The 21,875-nt window shown below is 68.5% G+C and carries 19 protein-coding genes; 12 read left to right on the plus strand and 7 right to left on the minus strand.

The window, feature by feature from the left end:
- Positions 1-426: 426 nt before the first annotated feature.
- The 4 genes from L324_RS11910 to L324_RS11925 form a co-directional block, all read right to left on the minus strand.
- A complete protein-coding gene (locus tag L324_RS11910; protein ID WP_037306443.1) occupies positions 427-1,527 on the minus strand; it encodes a coiled-coil domain-containing protein in 1,101 nt (366 codons plus the stop codon).
- Between the two features lie 117 nt (positions 1,528-1,644).
- The gene (locus L324_RS11915; protein WP_037306820.1) at positions 1,645-3,636 is read right to left on the minus strand and encodes an SDR family oxidoreductase; all 1,992 of its coding nucleotides are present in this window, start codon (positions 3,634-3,636) and stop codon (positions 1,645-1,647) included.
- A 99-nt stretch (positions 3,637-3,735) separates the two neighbouring features.
- A complete protein-coding gene (locus tag L324_RS11920) occupies positions 3,736-4,422 on the minus strand; it encodes a class F sortase (RefSeq protein WP_037306444.1) in 687 nt (228 codons plus the stop codon).
- A gap of 11 nt (positions 4,423-4,433) precedes the next feature.
- Positions 4,434-5,903, minus strand: a complete 1,470-nt coding sequence (locus L324_RS11925) for a SpaA isopeptide-forming pilin-related protein (protein ID WP_037306445.1) — start codon at positions 5,901-5,903, stop codon at positions 4,434-4,436.
- Between the two features lie 315 nt (positions 5,904-6,218).
- Here L324_RS11925 and L324_RS11930 point away from each other — a divergent pair, with 315 nt between their 5' ends.
- The 5 genes from L324_RS11930 to L324_RS11950 all read left to right on the plus strand — a co-directional run bounded on the left by L324_RS11930 (position 6,219) and on the right by L324_RS11950 (position 11,612).
- Positions 6,219-7,055 (plus strand): Bax inhibitor-1/YccA family protein, encoded by an 837-nt coding sequence (locus L324_RS11930; RefSeq protein ID WP_037306446.1) that lies wholly within the window; start codon positions 6,219-6,221, stop codon positions 7,053-7,055.
- Between the two features lie 73 nt (positions 7,056-7,128).
- Positions 7,129-7,662, plus strand: a complete 534-nt coding sequence (locus tag L324_RS11935) for an LppU/SCO3897 family protein (RefSeq protein ID WP_037306447.1) — start codon at positions 7,129-7,131, stop codon at positions 7,660-7,662.
- Positions 7,663-7,773: 111 nt separating this feature from the next.
- Positions 7,774-8,370: an LppU/SCO3897 family protein gene (locus tag L324_RS11940; protein WP_235783503.1), complete on the plus strand. Its 597-nt coding sequence runs from the start codon at positions 7,774-7,776 to the stop codon at positions 8,368-8,370.
- Between the two features lie 212 nt (positions 8,371-8,582).
- Positions 8,583-9,851 carry a YeeE/YedE family protein gene (locus L324_RS11945; RefSeq protein ID WP_037306450.1) on the plus strand — a complete coding sequence of 423 codons (1,269 nt, stop codon included), beginning with the start codon at positions 8,583-8,585 and terminating at the stop codon, positions 9,849-9,851.
- 225 nt (positions 9,852-10,076) lie between these two features.
- The gene (locus tag L324_RS11950) at positions 10,077-11,612 is read left to right on the plus strand and encodes a DHA2 family efflux MFS transporter permease subunit (RefSeq protein ID WP_037306451.1); all 1,536 of its coding nucleotides are present in this window, start codon (positions 10,077-10,079) and stop codon (positions 11,610-11,612) included.
- Between the two features lie 94 nt (positions 11,613-11,706).
- On the opposite strand, the gene L324_RS11955 is transcribed toward L324_RS11950, so the two are convergent.
- Positions 11,707-12,927, minus strand: coding sequence for an acetyl-CoA C-acetyltransferase (locus tag L324_RS11955; protein ID WP_037306452.1), 1,221 nt, complete (start codon positions 12,925-12,927; stop codon positions 11,707-11,709).
- Positions 12,928-13,118: 191 nt separating this feature from the next.
- Between L324_RS11955 and L324_RS11960 the strand changes: the two genes are divergently transcribed.
- From L324_RS11960 to L324_RS11985, 6 genes are all read left to right on the plus strand, one after another.
- Positions 13,119-14,489, plus strand: coding sequence for a cystathionine beta-synthase (locus L324_RS11960; RefSeq protein ID WP_037306453.1), 1,371 nt, complete (start codon positions 13,119-13,121; stop codon positions 14,487-14,489).
- 233 nt (positions 14,490-14,722) lie between these two features.
- A complete protein-coding gene (locus L324_RS11965) occupies positions 14,723-16,165 on the plus strand; it encodes a hypothetical protein (protein WP_037306454.1) in 1,443 nt (480 codons plus the stop codon).
- Between the two features lie 153 nt (positions 16,166-16,318).
- Positions 16,319-16,879, plus strand: coding sequence for a hypothetical protein (locus L324_RS11970; RefSeq protein ID WP_037306455.1), 561 nt, complete (start codon positions 16,319-16,321; stop codon positions 16,877-16,879).
- Positions 16,880-16,921: 42 nt separating this feature from the next.
- On the plus strand, positions 16,922-17,392 hold the full coding sequence (locus L324_RS11975) for a hypothetical protein (protein WP_037306456.1): 471 nt from the start codon (positions 16,922-16,924) through the stop codon (positions 17,390-17,392).
- Between the two features lie 42 nt (positions 17,393-17,434).
- Positions 17,435-18,046, plus strand: coding sequence for a hypothetical protein (locus L324_RS11980; protein WP_037306457.1), 612 nt, complete (start codon positions 17,435-17,437; stop codon positions 18,044-18,046).
- A gap of 51 nt (positions 18,047-18,097) precedes the next feature.
- Positions 18,098-19,255: a cystathionine gamma-synthase gene (locus tag L324_RS11985; protein WP_037306458.1), complete on the plus strand. Its 1,158-nt coding sequence runs from the start codon at positions 18,098-18,100 to the stop codon at positions 19,253-19,255.
- A 131-nt stretch (positions 19,256-19,386) separates the two neighbouring features.
- Here the strand turns inward: L324_RS11985 and L324_RS11990 are convergent, their stop codons facing one another.
- Complete coding sequence (locus tag L324_RS11990; RefSeq protein WP_037306459.1) at positions 19,387-19,668, minus strand: hypothetical protein; 282 nt, start codon at positions 19,666-19,668, stop codon at positions 19,387-19,389.
- A 93-nt stretch (positions 19,669-19,761) separates the two neighbouring features.
- Here L324_RS11990 and ilvA point away from each other — a divergent pair, with 93 nt between their 5' ends.
- Positions 19,762-20,964: a threonine ammonia-lyase gene (gene ilvA / locus L324_RS11995; protein ID WP_037306460.1), complete on the plus strand. Its 1,203-nt coding sequence runs from the start codon at positions 19,762-19,764 to the stop codon at positions 20,962-20,964.
- Between the two features lie 47 nt (positions 20,965-21,011).
- On the opposite strand, the gene L324_RS12000 is transcribed toward ilvA, so the two are convergent.
- Complete coding sequence (locus L324_RS12000; protein ID WP_037306461.1) at positions 21,012-21,875, minus strand: ferredoxin; 864 nt, start codon at positions 21,873-21,875, stop codon at positions 21,012-21,014.

Here is a 21,875-nt window from a genome sequence, read left to right on the forward strand (position 1 = left end):
GTGAGTGGCAAAGAGCGTTAGAACGCTCTTTGCCACTCACGACCCCGTTCAGGAACGTGCCTTTAGGCATCAACCGGACGCCGAGCCCCCGAAAACTGCCCTTCGCGGACAGGTCCCGGTCTCGTGAGGGAGTCCCACGTAGGTCGCCAAGTAGTGAAGGCCTCCTTCGCTACCTTGAGGGTAGGCAAGGGGACCTTCACGGCATCGAGTCGATTACGCCACGTTTGCCTTACCTCTCAAATAAGACGCGGTCACTCGCGGCTGTGTCTCGAAGGCCCCCTTTGCGACGGTGAACCTCTCAACGGGGGCCTTCGAGACACCGGACCCGCACCACCACCTGACCGCCTCCCCGAAGAGAGCAAGGGACCTTTGCTATCGCTCTCTTTTGGAGAGTGACAGCAAAGGTCCCTTGCTAATTCGTGCTGGTCAGGAGCCGGTTTTGGCGGGCGCCGGCTTCTGTCCGTTGGCCTTCTGACCGTTCTGGTCGCTCTGTCCGTTCTTCGGCGCAGCGGCGGCAGGCGCCGGAGAAGCGGGCTTGGCCGGGGCGGCGGCCTTCGACGCGGGAGGCTCGGCGGGCTTGCCCGCGGGCTTCGTCTCTTCGGGTTTGCTGTCGCCACCGACGAGCTTCGAAGCGTGCGGGATCACCGACTCCTCGGGCAGCGCGGCGAGCATCGCTTCGCTGCCCTTCAGGACTTCGTCGGCCTGCAGCAGGCTCTTGCGGGCCTGCTCGCGGATCTCGGCCAGCCGTTCGACCTTCCGCTGGGCGGCCGTCGTGCGCTGGGCCGCTGTCGTCGTGGCCTCGTCGAGCCGGCGCTTGGCTTCGGCCGTGGCCTCGTCGATGCGGCGCTTGGCCTCCGCGGTGGCCTCCGCGATCCGGCGTTCGGCCTGGTTCTTGCTGGCCGTCTGCTGGTCGGTGATGTGCTTCTCGTGCGCCGCGCGCTGGGCCGCGATCGTCTGATCGAATTCGCGCTCGATCTTCCGGCGCTTGCGCTCGGCCTCGTTGTCCAGCAGTTCCCGGCGCTGGGCGGCCTCGACGGTGAGCCGCTGGACCTCGGCCCGCGTCTCGGCGAGCGCGGATTCGTGCTCGGAGTGCAGCGCGTCCGCCTGCTTGTCCAGCTCGGCGACGAGCCGCGTGTAGCGCTCACGGAGCTTCTTCGACGCTTCGCTCGAGGACGCCCAGTGCTTCTCGGCCGCGACCTCGGCACGCTTCGTGATCTCCGCGGCGCGTGCCTGCGCGAGCGTCACGGTGCGCTGCATCCGCTCGTCGAGGTCTTCGAGTCGCTCCGGAGGCTTCTTCAGCTCCTCGATTCTGGCGTTGAGCTTCGCCACCTCGTGGCGCACGGTTTCGAGTTCGCGCGTGGCCGCCGTCGCCTGCGCGATCGCGGCGTCGCGGTCGGTCATCATGCGATGCACCTGCGCTTCGAGATGATCCAGATACTGGCGCACTTCGTTCCGGTCGAAGCCGTGCCAGGCCTGGGTGTACTCGCGCCGCAGGGGCAACAGGCCGTTGTCTCGCTCGGGAACCATGGTCACGACGGTACCTGCGTACCCGGCGTCGCCGTTGCCAGGCTTCGTGATTCACCGACGTGTGTCGGCTCTCAGCTGCTGTCCCTACCTGAACGGCCGCCACCCGTGTGCGCAGTGTCACCAATGGAAGCCGCGGCTGAGCCGGGCGAGTGCGACCGCCGCCCGTGACAGATGCTGCTCGCCCTTCCCGATTTTCAGCCCGCCGCCGCCACCCGCGGCCGCGGAGTCCGGGAACACGCGGAAACCTTGGTAGGCCACGGCATCCGTGAGTCCGGGGGTGAGCGTGTAGGCGAGACCGATCGCCTGCCCGGCGGGCGTGCCGATGTGCTTCGGGCGGTCCTTCAGCGCCTTCATCACCATGTCCGCCGCCTGGTCCGGCGATTTCGTCGGAAACGCGTCGTAAATCTTCGTCGGCCGGATCATCGGTGTGCGCACGAGAGGCATGTGGATGGTCGTGAAGGTGATTCCGTCGCCGTGGGTCTCGGTCGCGGCGATCCGGGAGAAATAGTCCAAAGCGGCCTTCGACGCCGCGTATGCCGAAAAGCGCGGCGCGATTCCCTGCACGCCGATCGACGAGACGTTGACGATGTGCCCGAATTTTCGCTCGGACATATGCGGCAGCACCGCGAGGATCAGCCGCACCGCGCCGAAGTAGTTGATCGCCATCGCGCGTTCGTAATCGTGGAACCGGTCGTACGAAAGCTTGATCGACCGGCGGATCGACCGGCCGGCGTTGTTCACGAGCATGTCGATCCGGCCGTGTTCGGCGAGCATCGCGTCGACGGCCTTGTGCACCGATTCCTCGTCGGTCAGGTCGGCCGGGTACACCGACGCGGTGCCACCCGCGGCGATGATCTCGTCCCGCACTTCTTCGAGTTCGTGCTGGCGCCGCGCCACGAGCAGGGGCACACCGCCCGCCGCCGCGACCTTGATCGCGGTCGCCCGGCCGATCCCCGACGACGCGCCGGTGATGATCACGCGACGGCCGTCCAGTTCGCCGCGAGGGCCGTGCTTGCGGGCGCGGAACGGGTCCAGGTGCTCACGCCAGTAACGCCACAGCGTGGGCGCGTAGTCCTCGATCCGGGGCACCTCGACACCCGAGCCGATCAGCGCCTTGCGCGTCGACGCCGACGAGAACACCGACGGGAAGGCCATGGTCTCCAGCAGTACCGGCGGGATCCCGAGCCGCTCCATCACGGCGTCGCGCGCGATCGTGAAACCGGGGATGTGCTCGCTCAGTTTCACCAGGTTGACGATGCCCTTGGACACGCGTTCGTTGAGCTGCACGGAGATCGTCGGCGCACCGGCCGCCTTCGCGAAGGCGTTGTACACCGAGACGACCGGCTGCGGTTCCGGGTTGACCAGGTGGAACGCGCGCCCGTCGAGGCCCTTGGTGGTGACCAGCGCGAGCAGCGATTCGGCGACGTAGTCGACCGGGACGACGTTGGTGTCGCCGAGGTCGGGGCCGACGATCGGCAGGTCGGGCAGGCCTGCCAGCCTGCTGATCGCGGGGAACAGGTAGTACGGGCCGTCGATCTTGTCCATCTCGCCGGTCTCGGAGTTCCCGACCACGACCGCGGGCCGGTACACCCGCCACGGCACGTCCTGCTGCTCGCGCACCAGGCGCTCCGCCTCGAACTTCGTGCGGTGGTACGGCGTGACGAGCCGCTGGCCGACGTCGAACATCTCCTCGGTGAACATGCCCTCGTGATCACCGGCGACGGCGACCGAGGACACGTGGTGCAGGCAGCCGGCGTTCAGGTCGGCGGCGAGCGCGATCACCTGCGCGGTGCCTTCGACGTTGGCCTTGATGCTGGCTTCGTCGTCGGCGGTGAGGTCGTAAAGGGCGGCGAGGTGCACGACGTTGTCGACACCGCGAAGCTTCTCTCGATCCTCTTCGCTGACGCCGAGCAGAGGCTCGCCGAGATCACCGGTGACGAGGGTGACGCGTTCCGGATGCGGCCAGGAGTTGACGAGTTTCGCGAGTTTGTCCTGTGAGGACGGGCGGACGACGAGCGCGACCTTGTCGACGTCCTCCCTGGTGAGCAGCAGCCGGGTGAACTGGCGCCCGATCAGTCCGGTCGCCCCGGTCACCAGAAAAGTCGCCATCTGCTTCACCCTTCACCGTGCTCGCCCGCGTCCACAGGCATTCTGCTGCATCACGACGACGCTGACCACCATGGCGCCGGTGAAGTTACTCACGGGTAACTAGACCGGGTCGGCGATGACGACCCGGTTCTCGGCATAACCGGTCTCGCCGCCGACCCAGCGGCCGCCGCAGGTGACGAGGACTATCCGATGTGGACCGGACTGGCCGAACAACTCGTCGGCCCGCTGCGGCAGTTCGTTCTTCTTCAGTGTGATCAGCTGGGAAACCTTGTACTGCCAGGATTTCCCCGTCTTGTCGACCACGGTGACCGCGCCGCCGATCCGGTCGTTCCACAGTTCCGCGAACGGACCCGTCGCGCCCTTCCAGTTCACGTGCCCGGCGAACACGCTCGCGCCGGTGGCCGAACTCAGTTCCGCGCCCCACCAGGTCACCTCGCCGAGGTTCTCCGGCACCGGAAGCTCCGCACCCGGCCCCAGTTCCTTGCGCACGAGTTTCGCCGCGCCGCCCGCGGGCAGCCTGATCGTCCCCGGACCCTGCGGTTTCGGGGCTTCAGGCGCCGTCGACGGCGGCGGCGGGGCCGCGGCCGGGGTCGTGGGGACGATCTCCGGCGGAGGCGCGACCTCCTGCTGCGCGGGCGCGGCCGGTGCCCCGCCCGCGACGGGGACGGAGACGGGCTGAGCCGTCCCCGCCACCACCGTCGTCGGCGGCCAGATGATCAAGGCCGCGATCAGGTCCGCGCACAGGACCGTGACGGCTCCCAGCGCGAACCCGCGGCGTACTGACATTCCGAACCCTCTTAGCGTCGCGAAGACCGCCGCGCGGCCACGCCCACCGAGATCGAACCGAGCAGCGCGAGCGCGCCGACGCCGAGGATCCCGGCGGTCGACGCCGAATTCTCGACGGTGCCCTGCATCATCGCCACCGGCCGGTCGCCGGCGGGAATGGTGCGCGGTACCTCGTTGGGCGTGTTGGCGACCTTGAGCGCCAGCGTCTCACCCGGCTTGACCTCGCCGCAGGCGGACGGCGGATTCTTCGGGTCGAACGCGTTGGTGTAGCCCGGCGGCGCGCTGACCTCGATCACGCAGATCTCCTGCGGGGTCCGCAGGTTCTCGACGGTGACCGTGCCGTTCTCGCCTTCGGTGGTGACGACGGCGGGCTTGCCGTCGGCGCCGTTGAGCGGCTTGCCGTCGTGGCCGACCGCCGCCGCGGTCTTGTCCTTGGCGGTGATCCGCAGCGCGGCGCCCGCGATGCCCTTGCCGGTCTTCGCGTCGACCTTGCTCACCTGGACCTTGCCCGGCTTCGAGACGACCGCGACACCCTGGGCCTTCAGTTCTTTTTCGCCGCCGGTCGAGACGACCTTCTGCACCCCGGTCTCGACCGGGAACTGCACGTACGGCCGGTCCGCGGGGGCGGACAGCGAACTGGCCAGCTTCGGCTGGTCACCGGTCGGCGTCACCTTGACGGTCACGGTGCCGTCCTCGCCCGTCTTCACCGTGGTGGCCTTCTCGGCCTTGGCGTTCGAGGTCGACGCGGGCTTGGTGCTCTCACCGCCGTCGATCGTCGCGTTCGACGGCGTGAGCCGCACGGGCACCCCGGACACGCCTTTGCCCTTGGCGTTCTTGACGCTGATCGTCCACTCGCCCGCGGTGCCGATGTGCTGGTCTTCCTTCGGCGGCGCGATCGCGGTGGTCCACGGGCCGCGGTTGGCTTCGGCGTCCTTGGTCAGCTTCTCGACGGCCGTGGCGGCGTCGGCGTGCTGCGCCTTCAGCTTGGCGAGCTGCCCCTGGACGTCGTAGCCGATCTCCTCGGCCTTGCGGTCCGGTTTGAGGTCGGCGTCGGAACGTGGCTTCGACGTCCACGAGTGCAGCAGGTGCGCGAGTGCGGCCGCCTCGGCGTTGTCCTGGGTGCCGCCGTAGCGCAGCAACAGGTACGAGATGTTGGCGGCGGTGTCTTCGGGGAGCTTCGCGCCCCACTTGTCGAGGAGCTCGTCACCGGGCTTGTACTTCTCGTCCGTGTTCGGTGCCTTCAGCTGGAAGGAGACGCAGAACACGTGCTTGCCGTTGACGACGTAGGAACCGAGCCAGTCCCGTTCTCTGGCCTTGTTGTCGACCGTCTGGCCGGGTGTGACTTTGTAGCCGATGCCCTCTTTCGGATCGGCCGAGGCCGGTGTCGCCGCGACGGTGGCGGACAGAGCGCCGAGCAGGCACGTCGCGATCAGGCTGGTCAAGGCGCGCGAACGCACGCTCGGGCGTGTGGTCCACCCCATGGTGTGTTGACTCCTTTGGCCGTGTTCTGCCGTCGGCGCCTTTACGTCGACGCAGGTCACACGATCGATAGGTTCCCCGACACGCCTTCGGTGATTATCCGAACACGCACCGTGGAGGGTGGCGGGTGAGCAGCGGTTTTGGCAATACGGCATCAGGTGGGGTATCGGTGAACGGTCGGTGATCTCCGCCGCATACGGTGGGGGAGATGGGCTCGGCCCCGAATGTGAGTAAAGTCGTCTTTACTTCGACGGGAACCGGGCGGCCCCCGCGGTCGTTGAACCCGATGCAGGTGCCAGTAGATCCAGGAGGATCAGGTGCGATCCAGTAGCAACCCGGCGTTCCGGAACCTGCCGCGTGGCGCGGCTCAGTACGGACCCAACGTAGGCTTCAACCAACCCCAGGGCGGGGTGCCCGGCTACGGTCCTCCGCAGACCTCCGCCGGCGCCGACGACCGTCCGATGACCGTGGACGACGTCGTCATCAAGACGGCGCTGAGCCTCGGCACCGCGCTGGTGACCGGTGTGCTCACCGCGATCTGGGCGATCAGCCAGGTCACGACCTCGGCTTCGGGCAAGATCACCGCCATCCCGGGCGCCGTGATCGGCGCGCTGGTCGGCGGCATGATCGTCGGCCTCGTGATCTCGCTCGTGATCATCTTCAAGCAGAAGCCGAGCGGCCCGCTCACGCTGGCGTACTCGGCTGCCGAGGGTGTCTTCCTCGGTGCCATCAGCGGGCTTTTCGAACTGCTCTACCCCGGCATCGCGATCCAGGCGATCATCGGTACCGCGGGTGTGTTCATCGCGATGCTGGTCGTCTACAAGACCGGTGCGGTCAAGGTCACCCCGAAGCTGACGAAGTGGATCATCGGCGCCGTCGTCGGTGTCGCGATCCTGATGCTGGTCAACCTCATCACCAGCTTCTTCGGCTTCAACCCGCTGCGTGACGGCGGGCCGATCGCGATCATCTTCAGCCTCGTGGTGATCGGTGTCGCGGCGTTCAGCTTCCTGCTCGACTTCGACCAGGCCGACCGGATGATCCGCGAAGGCATGCCGTCGAAGTGGGCGTGGTTCGCCGCCTTCGGCCTGATGACCACGCTGGTCTGGCTGTACCTCGAGATCCTGCGACTGCTGTCGTACTTCCAAAACGATTGACCCCAGGTCTCCGCGAAAGGGCGCTCCGAGCGATCGGGGCGCCCTTTCCCGTTCCCGTGAATACCCTGACCCCATGACCGAGCACAGCGGCGAACCCGTCAGGCCGAAGCGATCCAAGTGGTTCTGGGTGAGTGTCCTGGTACCGGTCGCGCTCGTCGTGCTCAGCGCGTCGTCGTGGATCGTCGGGTACCTCTCCAGCACGGACGACATCCAGGTGGGTTCCTGCTATGCGGTCACCACGTTCGGCGACGTCGACGAGGATCCGGCCAAGGCGGACTGCGGTTCGGTCGAAGCCAACGCGAAGGCCGGGGCGAAGACCGAGACCGGCGGGGCTTGCCCGGAGGGCGAGTACGACCAGCTCACCGTCGACAAGACGTTCTCCTCGTACAAGCTCTGCATGATGATCAACGCGAAGCAGGGCGACTGTCTCGAGAACTTCCTGGCCGACAGCGTCGCGTACCAGAAGGTGCCGTGCTCGGATCCGGCGAAGGACGCGGAGGTCGTGAAGGTGGTCGACGGCGCCGCCTCCTGTGACGACACGGAAGCGACCCACCTCAAGGGCTACTCGACGCCGCCTTCGACGGTCTGCGTCAAGAGCTTGAAGTAGCGACCTCGACCAGGGATTTTCACTCGTTCGGGGGGTCGGTGGGTGGCGCTGATCACGATACGTGTTTGATACCGGGGTTCTCATTCCTCTTCACACCTGTGAGGTTTCTCGGTGACCACTTCCCAGCCGGCCCCTGGGGGCCAAATGCCGGTGGGACAGCCCGATGCTTTCGGTCCGCCTCCCGGCGGTCAGCCGGTGGCGCCCAAGCGGTCCAAGCTCGGCTGGTTGCGCTTCGCCATCCCGGTGCTCGTCGTCGCGATCGGCGGCGGACTCTTCCTGTTCAACTACTTCACCGGGACGGGCAACGCCCAGGCCGGTGACTGCTTGAGCGTGACCGAGTTCTCGCGGACGGCCGACGAGCCGAAGAAGGCCGACTGCGGCGCCCCGGAGGCGAACGTCAAGATCGCCGCCCGCGTGGGTGGCGACGAGTCCTGCCCCGAGGGCGACTACGACACCATCTCGATGTCCGGCCGGATCTCGTACAAGCTGTGCCTGATCGTCAACGCGAAGCAGGGCGACTGCCTCAAGGGCTACAACTCGAGCACCGCCGGCTACCAGAAGGTGTCCTGCACCGACCCCGCCAAGGACGCGGAACTGGTGAAGATCGCACCCGCCGCGGACAAGATGTCCTGTGAGGGCACCGAAGCGACGCGCGCGGCGGTGTACTCGACGCCGCCGACCACGATCTGCATCAAGACGGCGGCGTAAGCCCCGAACGCGTGAAGGCCCCCTTCCCTCGGCTGAGTCGAGGGAAGGGGGCCTTCACGCGTTTCGGGGGAGCGGGGGACCTTTGCTGTCGCCGCCGCCATCCGGCCGCGAGAGAGCGCCCGTTCGTCGCACACTGTGGGACGGGCTGCGACCGGCCGGTCACCGGTCCTAACGTTGCTCGTCCCCAACCCGCCGATCGATCTGGAGTCCTGGTGGCGACGACGGAAACCCCAGCCGGTGCGAAGAAACTCCTCGACTTCCCGACCTCCTGCGCCGCCCCCGTCCCGGAACCGGAAGAGCCGGTCAAGACCGTGCCGCTGGCCGTCGCGGGTGTCCTCGCCGTCGGGCTGACCTGGTACGTCTGGGCCGCGCACGGCGCGAAGTTCGGTGTCCTGCTCATCCTCGGGCTGCTGCTCGGGCTCGCGCTCTTCCACTCGCGCTTCGGCTTCACTTCGGCCTGGCGCCAGCTGATCGCGGTCGGCAACGGCCAGGGTCTGCGGGCGCACACGCTGTTGCTCGGGACGGCCGCGACGCTGATCGCGTTGATCGTCGGCACCGGTTCCGGCCTGTTCGGCAGCACCCCGAATCCGACGGCGGGCGGACTGGGGCTCGCGCTGTTCGTGGGCGCGACGATCTTCGCCATCGGCATGCAGCTGGGCGGCGCGTGCGCGTCGGGGACGCTGTTCGCGGTCGGCTCCGGGCAGTCGGCGATCGTGCTGACCCTCGGCGGGTTCGTCACCGGCTCGGTCCTCTACACGTGGGCGTATCCGCTGCTTTCGGGCTGGCCGGAGTTCAGGGGGATCCTGCTCGCCGACCACGTCGGCTGGTTCGGTTCGTGGGCGATCACCGTCGCCGTCCTCGCCGCGATCGTGCTGGGCACCCGGTTCGTGCAGAAGCGCCGCAATCCGCCACCGGTCGGCGCCGTTCCGACCGCGCACGGCTTCGCGCGCGTCTTCCGCGGTTCCTGGCCGATCCTCGTCGGCGCCGTCGTCCTCGGGGTGCTGGCGGGCGCGGTCTTCCTGGTGTCCGGCGGGATCTGGGGTGTCACCAGCGCGTTCAGCCTGTGGGGCGCCAAGATCCTGCAGGTGTTCGGGCTGCACCCGGAAACCTGGGAATTCTGGCGGCTCAAGGCGAACGCCGCTTCGCTGGCGGCGCCGATCTGGAGGGACAAGAACAGCCTCACCGACATCGGCATCATGATCGGCGCGGGCGTGGCCGCCGCGGCGGCGGGCGCGTGGAAGATCCACAGCTCGATCCCGTGGCGGACCGCCGTCGCCGCGGTGCTCGGCGGGATCCTGATGGGCGTCGGCGCGCGGATGGCGGGTGGCTGCAACATCGGCGCCTACCTCGGGGGTATCTCGGTCGGCAGCCTGCACGGCTGGCTGTGGGGAGTGTTCGCGCTCGGCGGCACCTGGATCGGGCTCAAGCTGCGTCCCCTCTTCGGACTCGGCAACCCTGCCCCGACCGACGGCATCTGCTGATCACTCAGTGTGACAAACCGTATGCTCGATTGCCCTTTCGGCCCGCATACGGGGAAAAAGTTGGCAGGTAAAACCCGTGTTCGGCTACCCTCGGCTACCTGTTCTCGCTTGTGTATCAGTGCACAAGCGTCATGGGGAAGGCCCGGCGCAGTGGCCGGGCATCAATCTCGCAGTCGCGACCGGCGGGGGTCGTCGCGTCCGCTGATCAGCAGGGACGGGTTTCACATGTCAACGCAAGGTCCGGCCGCGCCCGCCGGAGACAAACTCGACGCAGGCGTGCTCAAGGTCGCCGGCGTCGTCATCCTCGGCGCGATCATGGCGATCCTCGACACGACGGTCGTCAACGTCGCGCTCCAGAAGCTGACCATCGAGTTCCAGACGTCGTTCGACACCATCCAGTGGGTCGCGACCGGCTACATGCTGGCGCTGGCCACGGTCATCCCGATCACCGGCTGGGCCTCGGACCGGTTCGGCACCAAACGGCTCTACCTGACGGCTATCGGGCTGTTCCTGATCGGCTCGATGCTCACCGGGATGGCCTGGGACGTCGAATCGCTGATCGCCTTCCGGGTCCTGCAGGGCTTCGGCGGCGGCATGCTGATGCCCGCCGGTATGACGATCCTGACCAGGGCCGCGGGGCCGCACCGGATCGGCCGGGTGATGGGTGTGCTCGGCGTGCCGATGCTGCTCGGCCCGATCGGCGGCCCGATCCTCGGCGGCTGGCTGGTCGACGCGGTGAGCTGGCGCTGGATCTTCTACATCAACGTGCCGATCGGCCTGATCACCATCCTGCTGGCCTGGCGCCTGCTGCCGAAGGATCGGCCGGAGCCCGGCGAGCGGTTCGACTTCGCCGGCATGCTGATGGTGTCGCCGGGACTGGCGGCGCTGATCTTCGGTGTCTCGAACATCCCGTCGGCAGGCGGTGTCGGCGCGGTGGACGTCTGGCTGCCCGCGCTGGCCGGGATCGTGCTGCTGGTGGCGTTCGTGCTCCGGGCGAACCGGGTTTCGAACCCGCTGGTCGACCTGAAACTGTTCAAGAACCGGTCGTTCTCCATCGCGATGGTGACGATGACGTTCTTCTGCGTCGCGTTCTTCGGCGCGATGCTGTTGCTGCCCACGTACTTCGTCCTCGCCCGCGGCGAGTCGGCGATGAACGCGGGGCTGTTGCTCGCACCGCAGGGTTTCGGCGCCATGCTGACCATGCCGATCGCGGGCAGGCTGGCGGACAAGATCGGCGCCAGGAAGATCGTCCTGCCCGGTCTCGTGCTGATGCTCGCCGGGCTGATCTCGTTCACGCAGGTCACCGCGACGACGCCGTACTGGCTGCTGCTTTCGGCGCTGTTCGTGATCGGGCTCGGCATGGGCGCGACGATGATGCCGATCACCTCGGCCGCGCTGCAGACGCTGGAGCCGAAGGACATGGCGAGGGCGTCGACGGCGACGAACATCTTCCAGCAGACCGCGGGCGCTATCGGCGCGGCGGTGCTGTCGATCATCCTGGCCGCGCAGCTGGCCGGGAAGTTCGGCGTGCCGACCGCTCAGGGGCAGCTCGCCGCGACGGGCGCGATCATGAACCCGGCCACCCACGAGGCGGCCGCGGGATTGGCCGCGGACTCGTTCTCGACGACGTTCCTGTGGTCGATGATCCTGCTGGCGCTGTGCCTGGTCCCGGCGGCGTTCCTGCCGAAGACCAAGCCCGCGCTGCCGGAAGGCGCGGCCGACGGCGAGGTCCCCGCGGCCCCGCCGATCATGACCCACTAGGCCCGGAAGGGAGCAAGGGACCTTTGCTCGCGTTAGTTAGTGTGCTAACGAACGCGAGCAAAGGTCCCTTGCTCCCTTCTCGCAGGTCAGAGGGTCAGGAGAGGCGCTCCAGCACCATCGCCATGCCCTGGCCGCCGCCGACGCACATCGTCTCGAGGCCGAACTGCTTGTCGTGGTGCTGAAGCGAGTTGATCAGCGTCGAGGTGATCCGCGCGCCGGTCATGCCGAACGGGTGGCCGACGGCGATCGCGCCGCCGTTGACGTTCAGCCGGTCGATGTCGATCCCGAGGTCCTTGTACGACGGGATGACCTGCGCCGCGAACGCCTCGTTGATCTCGACGAGGTCGATGTCGCCGATCGACATCCCGGCGCGCGCGAGCGCCCGCTTCGACGCCTCGACCGGGCCGTAGCCCATGATCTCCGGCGACAGCCCCGAAACGCCCGTCGAGACGACGCGGGCGAGCGGTGTCAGGCCCAGCTCCTTCGCCTTGGTGTCGGACATGATGATCACCGCGGCCGCGCCGTCGTTGAGCGCGCAGCAGTTGCCGGCGGTGATCCGGCCGTCGGGGCGGAACACCGGCTTGAGGCCGGAGACGCCTTCGAGGGTGACACCGGCGCGCGGGCCGTCGTCCTTGGAGACCACGGTGCCGTCCGGCAGGGTCACCGGGGTGATGTCCTTGGCCCAGAAGCCGTCCGCGATGGCCTTCTCGGCGAGGTTCTGCGAACGCACACCGAACTCGTCCATCTCTTCACGCGAGACGTTCTTCAGTCGCGCGAGGTTCTCGGCGGTCTGGCCCATCGCGATGTAGACGTCCGGCAGCGCGCCGTTCTCGCGCGGGTCGGTCCAGCTGTCGGCGCCCTCGGCGGCCACCTGCGCGGTGCGGGCCTCGGCGTCGGCGAACAGCGGGTTGTGCGTGTTCGGCCAGGAGTCCGAGCTGCCGTTGGCGAAGCGCGAAACGGTCTCGACACCGGCGGAGATGAACACGTCGCCTTCGCCCGCCTTGATCGCGTGCAGCGCCATGCGGGTGGTCTGCAGGCTGGAGGAGCAGTACCGCGTGATGGTGCAGCCGGGCAGGTGGTCGTAGCCGAGTTCGACGGCGACCGCGCGGCCCATGTTGAAGCCCTGCTCGCCGCCGGGGAGACCGCAGCCCAGCATGAGGTCTTCGATCTGCGTCGGGTCGAGTTCGGGGACCTTGTCGAGCGCGGCGCGGACCATCTGCACGGTGAGATCGTCCGGGCGGATGTTCACCAGCGATCCCTTGCCGGCGCGGCCGATCGGGGATCGGGCGGTGGAGACGATGACGGCTTCGGGCATGGAACGACACTCCCTTGTTCTCGATCCAGACACGCGCTAAGCGGTTGCTCACCTCGCATCCTCCACCGGAGGTGGGTGCGGGTCAAAGGTGAACGCGACCGACACCACTCTTTCCGATGGCGCGTTCCGGCGCCGGGTGACCCGCTCGGTTGAGTGGACACATCCCGACCTGCGGCGTTTAGGCTGTCCACGTGGATTACGTCGAGCACATCGTGGACCTCGTGGGCAACACCCCTCTGGTCAAGCTGAACGCACTGGCCGAGGGGCTGCAACCGCTCGTCCTGGCCAAGGTCGAGTACGTCAACCCCGGCGGCAGCGTCAAGGACCGCATCGCGCTGCGGATGATCGAAGCGGCGGAGCGCTCCGGCGAGCTGAAGCCCGGCGGCACCATCGTCGAGCCGACCTCCGGCAACACCGGTGTCGGGCTGGCCATGGTGGCGCAGCGCAAGGGATACAAGTGCGTGTTCGTCTGCCCCGACAAGGTCAGCGAGGACAAGCGCAACGTGCTCAAGGCCTACGGCGCCCGGGTCGTGGTCTGCCCGACCGCGGTGGCGCCGGAGCACCCGGACTCCTACTACAACGTCTCCGACCGCCTCGTGCGCGAGATCGAAGGCGCCTGGAAGCCGAACCAGTACGCCAACCCGGAGAACCCCGCCAGCCACTACCACTCGACCGGCCCGGAACTCTGGCGCCAGACCGAGGGCAAGATCACGCATTTCGTCGCGGGCGTCGGCACCGGCGGCACCATCTCGGGCACCGGCAAGTACCTCAAGGAGGTCAGCGACGGCCGCGTCCAGGTCATCGGCGCGGATCCCGAAGGTTCGGTGTACTCCGGCGGATCCGGGCGGCCGTACCTGGTCGAGGGCGTCGGGGAGGACTTCTGGCCGGACACCTACGACCGGAACATCGCCGACCGGATCATCGCCGTGTCGGACGCGCATTCCTTCGACATCACGCGCCGCCTCGCGCTCGAAGAAGGACTGCTCGTCGGCGGCTCGTGCGGGATGGCCGTCGCCGCCGCGCTCAAGCTCGCCGAGGGGCTGGGCCCGGACGACGTCGTCGTCGTGCTCCTGCCCGACGGCGGCCGCGGCTACCTCACCAAGGTGTTCAACGACAGCTGGATGTCCTCCTACGGCTTCCTGCCGCCGGATTCGAGCGGCGCGACCGTCCGCGACGTCCTGATGAAGAAGAGCGGCTCGCTGCCCAGCCTGGTGCACAGCCACCCGAACGAGACCGTCGCCGAAGCGGTGGCGATCCTCGCGGAGTTCGGCGTCAGCCAGATGCCCGTGGTCAGCGCGGAGCCGCCGGTCATGGCGGCCGAGGTCGTCGGCGCGGTCAACGAACGCGATCTGCTCGAAGCGCTCTTCACCGGCAAGGCACAGCTGGCCGACCGGCTGGAGCAGCACATGTCGGCGCCGCTGCCGACCATCGGCGCCGGTGAACAGGTGGGTTCGGCGATGAACGCGCTGTCGGGCGCCGACGGCGCGCTGGTGCTGGTCGACGGCAAGCCGGCGGGCGTCGTCACCCGTCACGACCTGCTCGCGTTTCTCGCGGGACGGTAAAGAGGCATTCCATCGGACGGCCGGGCCGGGGCGTTACGAGCGGCCCACCCGGCTATCCGATAGCGTGTCGGGTGAGTTGAACTTTTATGTCCTCGTCAAGGGGGTTCAAGACCCAAATGAGTGCTCCGCAGCCACCGAATCAGCCTTGGGGTGGCGCCCAGCCACCGCAGGGACCCCCGAGTGGCCCCCAGCCGCAGCAAGACAACCCGTTCGGTTCCCCGGAACCGACCCAGGTGGTGCAGCCCGGCCAGCCCGCGCAGCCCGACTACGGGCAACCGCAGTACGGGCAGCCGTCGTATGAGCAGCCCCAGGGTGGCGGGTTCGGCGATACGCCGGAGCCCACGCAGGTCGTGCAGCCCGCCCGGCCCGGCGGCGACGCGACGCAGGTCGTGCCGCCGGTGCAGCAGGGTTCCGGTGACGCGAACGCGACCCAGGTCGTGCAGCCGGTGAGCGGTGGCGGGGAAGCCCCCGGCGCCGACTCCACGCAGCTCGTGCCGCCGGGTTCGCAGCCGCCCGCCATCCCGTACGCCCCGCCGCCGAGCGCGGCCGACAACCCGGCCGCCGGTGCCTACGGCGCCCAGGGTGGCGGCTTCGGTCAGCAGCAGGGCTTCGGCGGTCCCCAGCAGGGCGGGTTCGACCCGTCGCAGGGACAGCAGCAGTCCGGTTTCGGCCAGCCGCAACAGGGCTTCGGCGGACCGCCGCAGGGCGGTTTCGGCCAGCAGCCCGGTTTCGGTGGACCGCCGCAGGGCTACAGCCCCGCTCCCGCCGGTGGCGGCGGCGGGAACCCGATGTTCGGGTTCATCGCCGGTGGTCTGGTCGGCCTTCTCGGTCTCCTCGCGCTGATCTTCAGCTTCGTGTACTTCGGTGACGCGAGCGACTACTCCGAAGGCCTCGGCAACGCTCCGAGCGACGAGGCACTGCAGCAGTTCCTCGACAAGGCCGGGACGGTCGGCCCCGGCGTCGTCTGGCTGTACGTGATCCTGCTGCTGGTCGCCTCGCTCGTCGCGACGGCGTCCGGTGCCGGTCTCGCCCTGGTCGGCAAGCTTCCGGCCTCGCTCAAGAAGATCGTGCCGATCGCGGTCACCGCGTCCGGCGCGCTGCTGTTCCTCTTCGGCCTGCTCCTCCTGCTCGGCACCACGCCGTCGGAGGAGTTCAAGCGCGAGCTCGGGCCGCTGGGTGACAAGGTCGGCATCGGCATCGGCCTGCCGCACCTGATCTTCGGCATCCTGATCCTGATCATCGGTGTGCTGGGCCTGATCCCGGGAACCGCGCAGTTCGTCGGCCTCGGTGGCGGCGGTTCGGTGCTCGGTGCCCCGCAGAGCGGTCAGCCCGGTGGGTTCGGCGGTCCGCCGCAGGGTGGCTTCGGCCAGCCGGGTCAGCCCGGCCCGTACGGTCAGCCGCAGCCGGGCCCCTACGGTCAGCCCGGTCAGCCCGGCCCGTCTTCGGGTGGATTCCCGCAGCCGGGTCAGCAACAGGGCGGTTTCGGTCAGCAGCCCGGCCAGCCCGGTCCGCCCAGCGGTGGTTTCGCGCAGCCGGGTCAGCCGCAGCAGGGTGGCTTCGGCCAGCAGCCGCAGCAGCACGGTGGTTTCGGCCAGCAGCCCGGCCAGCAGGGGCCGCCAAGTGGCGGTTTCGGTCAGCCGGGGCAGCAGCCCGGTCAGCCGCCGCAGCAGTGGTGAGTCACCGCCACTGAACGTCGCGCTCAAGACGCCCCCGGCCCACCGGCCGGGGGCGTCGGCGTTTTCACCGGGGTCTTCCGAAACGCCGGTCATGACCGGGAACACCGGGCTAGGGTGAGCGCCGTTAACCCACACCCGGCTGATGGGGGCGACGTGACCGGTCCGTACGGATATCCCGCGCAGCAGCCCGGACCGGGCGGTTTCGGCTACCCCGCAGCGCAGGCACGGCCGACCGGCGCGACGGCGATCATCGCCGCGTTGTTCGGCCTCGTCGCCGCGGGATGCGCCGGGTACATCCCGATCTACTTCTTCCTCAGGCTGCCGTCGGGGTTCAGCATCGGCAATCTGCCCGGACTCGTGCTCACCATGCTGGGGCTGTACCTGCTGGCCGCGCTGCTCCTCCTGATCGGTGCGCTGTCGGCGTTCTTCCGCTCCGTCGCCGGCGCCGTCCTCCTGGCGCTCGGCTCGCTGATGGTGATCGCCGCCGTGCTGGTGGAACCGTTGGCGTTCAACGGGACCTACGATGTGTACTTCCGCCTGCAGTTCGAATTCAAGACGTTCATCGCCGTGGTCAGGGTGGTCATGTTCGCGTTCGCCCCGTTCACGCTGATCTTCGCGATCATCCCGCCGACGCTGAAGTACCTGCGCTGGCGGCCGTCCCCCACCCAGCCCTACCGGCCGCGGAATCAGTTTCCCCAGCAGCCCGGCTGGTGAGATCCTGAGGCTTCCGGACTCGGCTCGACCTGGGGGAGTTCCATGAGCCAGAACCAGTCTTCGGCGACCGCGATCGGCGCGGCCGTCCTCGCTTTCCTTTGTGGCATGCGCTGTCTGTCCGAAGCGGGCGCCTTCGTCGTGCAACTCGCGCTGCTCGAGGCGTCACCGCGGTACTTCGTGGGTGCGGCCTGGAACGGGGTGCTGGCGGTGACCCTGTTCGTGGGCGGTGTCCTGTTGCTCCTGCGGAAACCTCTCGGCCGCGTCCTCATCGTCGCCGGGACGGCGCTCGCGCTCGCGGTCTCCGTCCTCGCGAACGGCGAGATCCAGACCTACTTCTTCGCCACGGTGGACGGGCAGCCGCTCGTCGAGAACGACGTCGTCGCGTTCATGGTGTTCGCGACCGCGGTCTCCGCTCTGGTGCTGTCGGTGATCCGGCCGACTTCGGACTGGCTGGAGGGAAAACGGCGTGAGGGCGAGGAGCCGCCCAAGCAGGATCGGCTTCCGGGCTGGTAGCCGGGCTGACAGGATGGGGCGAGGATCTCGACAGGGGGAGTGATGACGTTCCAGCAGTACCCGCCGCAAGGCGGCTATCCGCCACCCGGCGCCTATCCGCCGCCGGGAATGGCGCGGAATCCGAACGGTGCCACCGGCATCATCGCCGGGATCCTCGCGATCCTCGGCGGCGTGTGGTTCTTGTCCGGTCTCGTCTGGGTGATCATCCTGCTGTTCAACCGGGTGCGGCCGTACTTGATCGTCGGCGGGATCCTCGACCTCGCCGTCGGGGTGCTCCTGTTGATCGGCGGGATCCTGTTGCTCCGGCGCAAGAGCACCGGGCGCATGCTCGTCGTGATCGGCGCGGGCGCGGGAATCTTCTTCGGGATCGTCTCGATCATCCTGCGCGCGAGCGGGGCGGACATCGTCTATGCGTATGGAGGAGTCGCGGTCGTCTACGGATTCCTCGGGCTGATCGTCCAGTTGCTGATCCCGGCGATCGCGACCATCGTGCTGGCGTTGATCCCGCCCACGGGGCGCTGGCTGGGGGCCGGGAAGCAGCCCCCGGTGTTCACACCGCCACAGAACTTCGGCTATCCCCAGCCGCCGGGCGGCTACCCGCCACCTGGTCCTCCGCCGCCGCACCAGCCGGGTCCGCCACCCGCGCGGTGGTGAGTTCGATCCCAGACGATGGGATCTCGAGGTGGTGGTCGTACCCTGGACGGTATGGCCGACGATTACTCTCTGCTGGGCTTCGAGACGCGCGCGATCCACGCCGGGCAGACCCCTGATCCCCGGACCGGCGCGGTCATCGTGCCGATCTACCAGACGTCGACCTACGCGCAGGACGGCGTCGGCGGCACGCGCGAGGGCGACTACGAGTACTCCCGTACCGCGAACCCCACCCGGACCGCGCTGGAAGTCGCGCTGGCGGCGCTCGAAGGCGCCCGGCACGGGCTGGCGTACGCGTCGGGAATGGCGGCGAGCGACGTCCTGCTGCGGGCGACCCTGCGCCCCGGTGACCACCTCGTGCTCGGCAACGACGCGTACGGCGGCACCTTCCGGCTGATCGACAAGGTGCTCAGCCTGTGGGGCGTCGAGCACACGGTCGCCGATCTCGGGAACATCGCCGAGGTCCGCGCCGCGATCCGGCCGGAGACGAAGCTGATCTGGTGCGAGTCGCCGACGAACCCGATGCTGGGCATCGCCGACATCGCCGCGCTGGCCGAGGTCGCGCACGGCGCCGGTGCCCGGCTAGTCGTCGACAACACCTTCGCCACCCCGTATCTGCAGAACCCGCTTTCGCTGGGTGCCGACGTCGTCCTGCACTCGACGACCAAGTACCTCGGCGGGCACTCCGACGTCGTCGGCGGCGCGATCCTGACCAACGAGGACGAACTGCGCGAGCAGCTGTTCTACCTGCGCAACGCGGCGGGCGCGGTGCCCGGCCCGTTCGACGCGTGGCTGACCCTGCGCGGGATCAAGACGCTCGCGCTGCGGATGGAACGGCACAGCGACAACGCCGAACTGATCGCCCGGATGCTGCTGAAGCACCCGAAGGTCGAGCACGTCTACTACCCCGGCCTGCCGGAGCACCCGGGGCACGAGGTCGCCTCGAAGCAGATGCGGCGCTTCGGCGGGATGATCTCGTTCACCCACGTCGACGGTGAGCAGGCCGCTCTCGACGTCGCGTCGAAGACGAAGCTGTTCATTCTCGCCGAGTCGCTGGGCGGCATCGAATCGCTCATCGAACACCCGGGCCGGATGACGCACGCGAGCACCGTCGGGTCCACCCTCGAGGTGCCGGACAACCTGCTGCGCCTGTCCGTCGGTATCGAGGACGGCAGCGACCTGATCGACGATCTGGCCAAAGCCCTGGGCTGACCGCCGCCGAGCCCAGGAAAAGAGCAAGGGACCTTTGCTATCGTTAGCGTACCTACGCTAACTAAATGACAGCAAAGGTCCCTTGCTCACTTTTTGCTGGTCAGCGTGGTGTCGCGAGGAGAAGTGCCCGGCTAGGGGCGGTAGTTGCTGGGCTGAACGCCGTCGATCTTCGAATCGGCTTCGTGTGAGGTCCCCTGCGGCGCGACGGGCAGTTCTGAGCCGTCGACACAGCCGCCGACGAGTTCGATGTGGTTGTCGTGCCGGATGTACTGGCCCGGATCCACGCATCCGGCGCGATCGACGGTGTAGACGGCGGCGCCGGTCAGCAGCGCGGCCGAGGTGAGGGCCAGCACGACCGGGAGCATCCCGGCGGAACGGGTCGCCCGGACCCTGCCGATGTTCCCCCGTGCCATGCGTACTCCCTGGTCGCCTTCGCCGCTGTCGTCAAGAGTACCCGGACAGTGAACTCGTCACGTGATGTATCCGTCAGGTGGCATCATCCGGGCATGGAACTGGTCGACGTCGAGAAGGTCCGGGCGGCCCGTGAGCTGCTGGAAGGCGTGACGCGCGTGACTCCGATGGAGCACGCCAGAGATCTCCGGAAGCTCCATGGCGGCCCGGTCCATCTCAAATGCGAGAACCTCCAGCGCACCGGTTCGTTCAAGATCCGCGGCGCGTACACCCGGATCCACGGCCTGTCCGCCGAAGAACGCGCCCGAGGGGTGGTCGCGGCGAGCGCGGGCAATCACGCGCAGGGGGTCGCGCTCGCGTCGGCGCTGCTCGGCACGAAGGCGACGGTCTTCATGCCGCAACGCGCGCCGCTGCCGAAACTCGCCGCCACCCGGGGCTACGGCGCCGACGTCCATCTGCACGGAGAGGTGCTGGAGGAGACCCTGGCCGAGGCGATCGCGTTCGGTGAGCGCACCGGGGCGGTGTTCATCCACCCTTTCGACCACGCGGACATCATCGCCGGACAGGGCACGGTCGGGCTGGAGATCCTCGATCAGGTCCCCGGCGTCCGGACGGTGCTGGTCTCGACCGGAGGCGGCGGCCTCGTCGGCGGCGTCGCGTCGGCGGTGAAGGCGCTTCGCCCGGACGTGCGGATCGTCGGTGTCCAAGCCGAAGAGGCCGCCGCGTATCCGCCGTCGCTGGCCGCGGGCGCGCCGGTCCGGCTGCGCGAGATGCACACGATGGCCGACGGGATCGCCGTCGGTGAACCGGGACCGGTCAGCTACGCGCACGTCGCCGGACTGGTCGACGAAATCGTGACGGTGACCGAGGAATCGCTTTCGCGGGCAGTGCTGCTTTGCCTGGAACGGCGGAAGCTGGTCGTCGAACCGGCGGGCGCGGCCGGAGTCGCGGCACTGATGCAACATCCGGGCGCCTTCGAGCCGCCGATCGTGGCGATCCTTTCGGGCGGCAACGTCGACCCGGTGCTGCTGCTCCAGATCGTCCGGCACGGGATGACCGCGGGCGGCCGCTATCTGAAACTCCGGCTCCGGGTGCCGGACAGGCCGGGTTCGCTGGCTTCGGTGCTCTCGAAGGTCAGCGAACTGGGCGCGAACGTGCTGGACGTCGAGCACTCGCGGGTTTCGGGGAGCCTCGCGCTCGGTGAGGTCGAGATCTCGCTCGCGCTGGAGACCCGCGGTCCTTCGCATTGCACCGAGGTGGCGGAGGCACTGCAGAAGGCGGGCTGGACGGTCGTCTGAGCGCGAGTGTTCACGGTTCGCCACTCGACGGCCAGGCCGACACCGTCCTAACTGGACGGTGGGCCGGTGATGGCGGCGACCGCGAGTTCACGTTCGGGTTCGCCGACCTCCGGCAAGGTGAACCGCAGTGCCCGGATGTGGGTGAGCAGTTCGGGATCGGGCGCCACGTCGTGCTCGCGCAGGTAGTAGGCGACCGCGCCCGGCCAGTACCACCGGCCGTCCGTGCGGAAGTTCAGCGGTACCAACGGTTCCCGGTCCGGATCGAACGCGTCGGAGTCGTAGGTCCGTGACGCCAGCACGACCGGCGCGCCGTCGAGGTACTCGAGTACGCGATCCCGCTCGGCGGGGGACAGCGGCTCGCGATCCACCACAGGACGGCCCGATTCGTCGATTCCGTCGTAGACACGCGGAGCCTTCAAAGCCTCCGGTGTCTCCGCGGGCGGGGTCGCCACCAAGGGCTCGGCGGGCTGGGCGGGTTCCAGGCCGGCTCGTTGCCTGAACCAGGACGGGATGTACTGCTCGGCGCGCGGGAAGAACCGGAGTTCGTCCTGGAAGCCGATCGGCGGCGGGGGCCGTCGCCAGGTCGGCTCCTGGTCGAGGGCGAAATCGACGGACGTGCCCTGCACGGTGTCGAAGGTGAGCGTCGCGCCGAGCCAGGTGCCCTGACCGGGCTGGTACATCCCGGACCGCAGGGTGCCGAGGAGCTGGATCAGTTCCGGCGGCGGCGCGAGGGAATAGGTCACGCCGTCCGGCCCGGTGATGAGGACGTCGGTCTCGAGATGCCTGCCGACGGCCCGGTGTTCGGTCCGCAGCCGCCGCCAGCCCGCCGGGGCCATCGAGGCGAGGCCATTGCCGATCTGGGCGATGATCTGGTGCTGCTGTTCCGGGGTGAGCGGTCCTGGTGCGGTCAT

Source organism: Amycolatopsis orientalis DSM 40040 = KCTC 9412, from assembly GCF_000478275.1.
Classification (GTDB): Bacteria; Actinomycetota; Actinomycetes; order Mycobacteriales; family Pseudonocardiaceae; genus Amycolatopsis; species Amycolatopsis orientalis.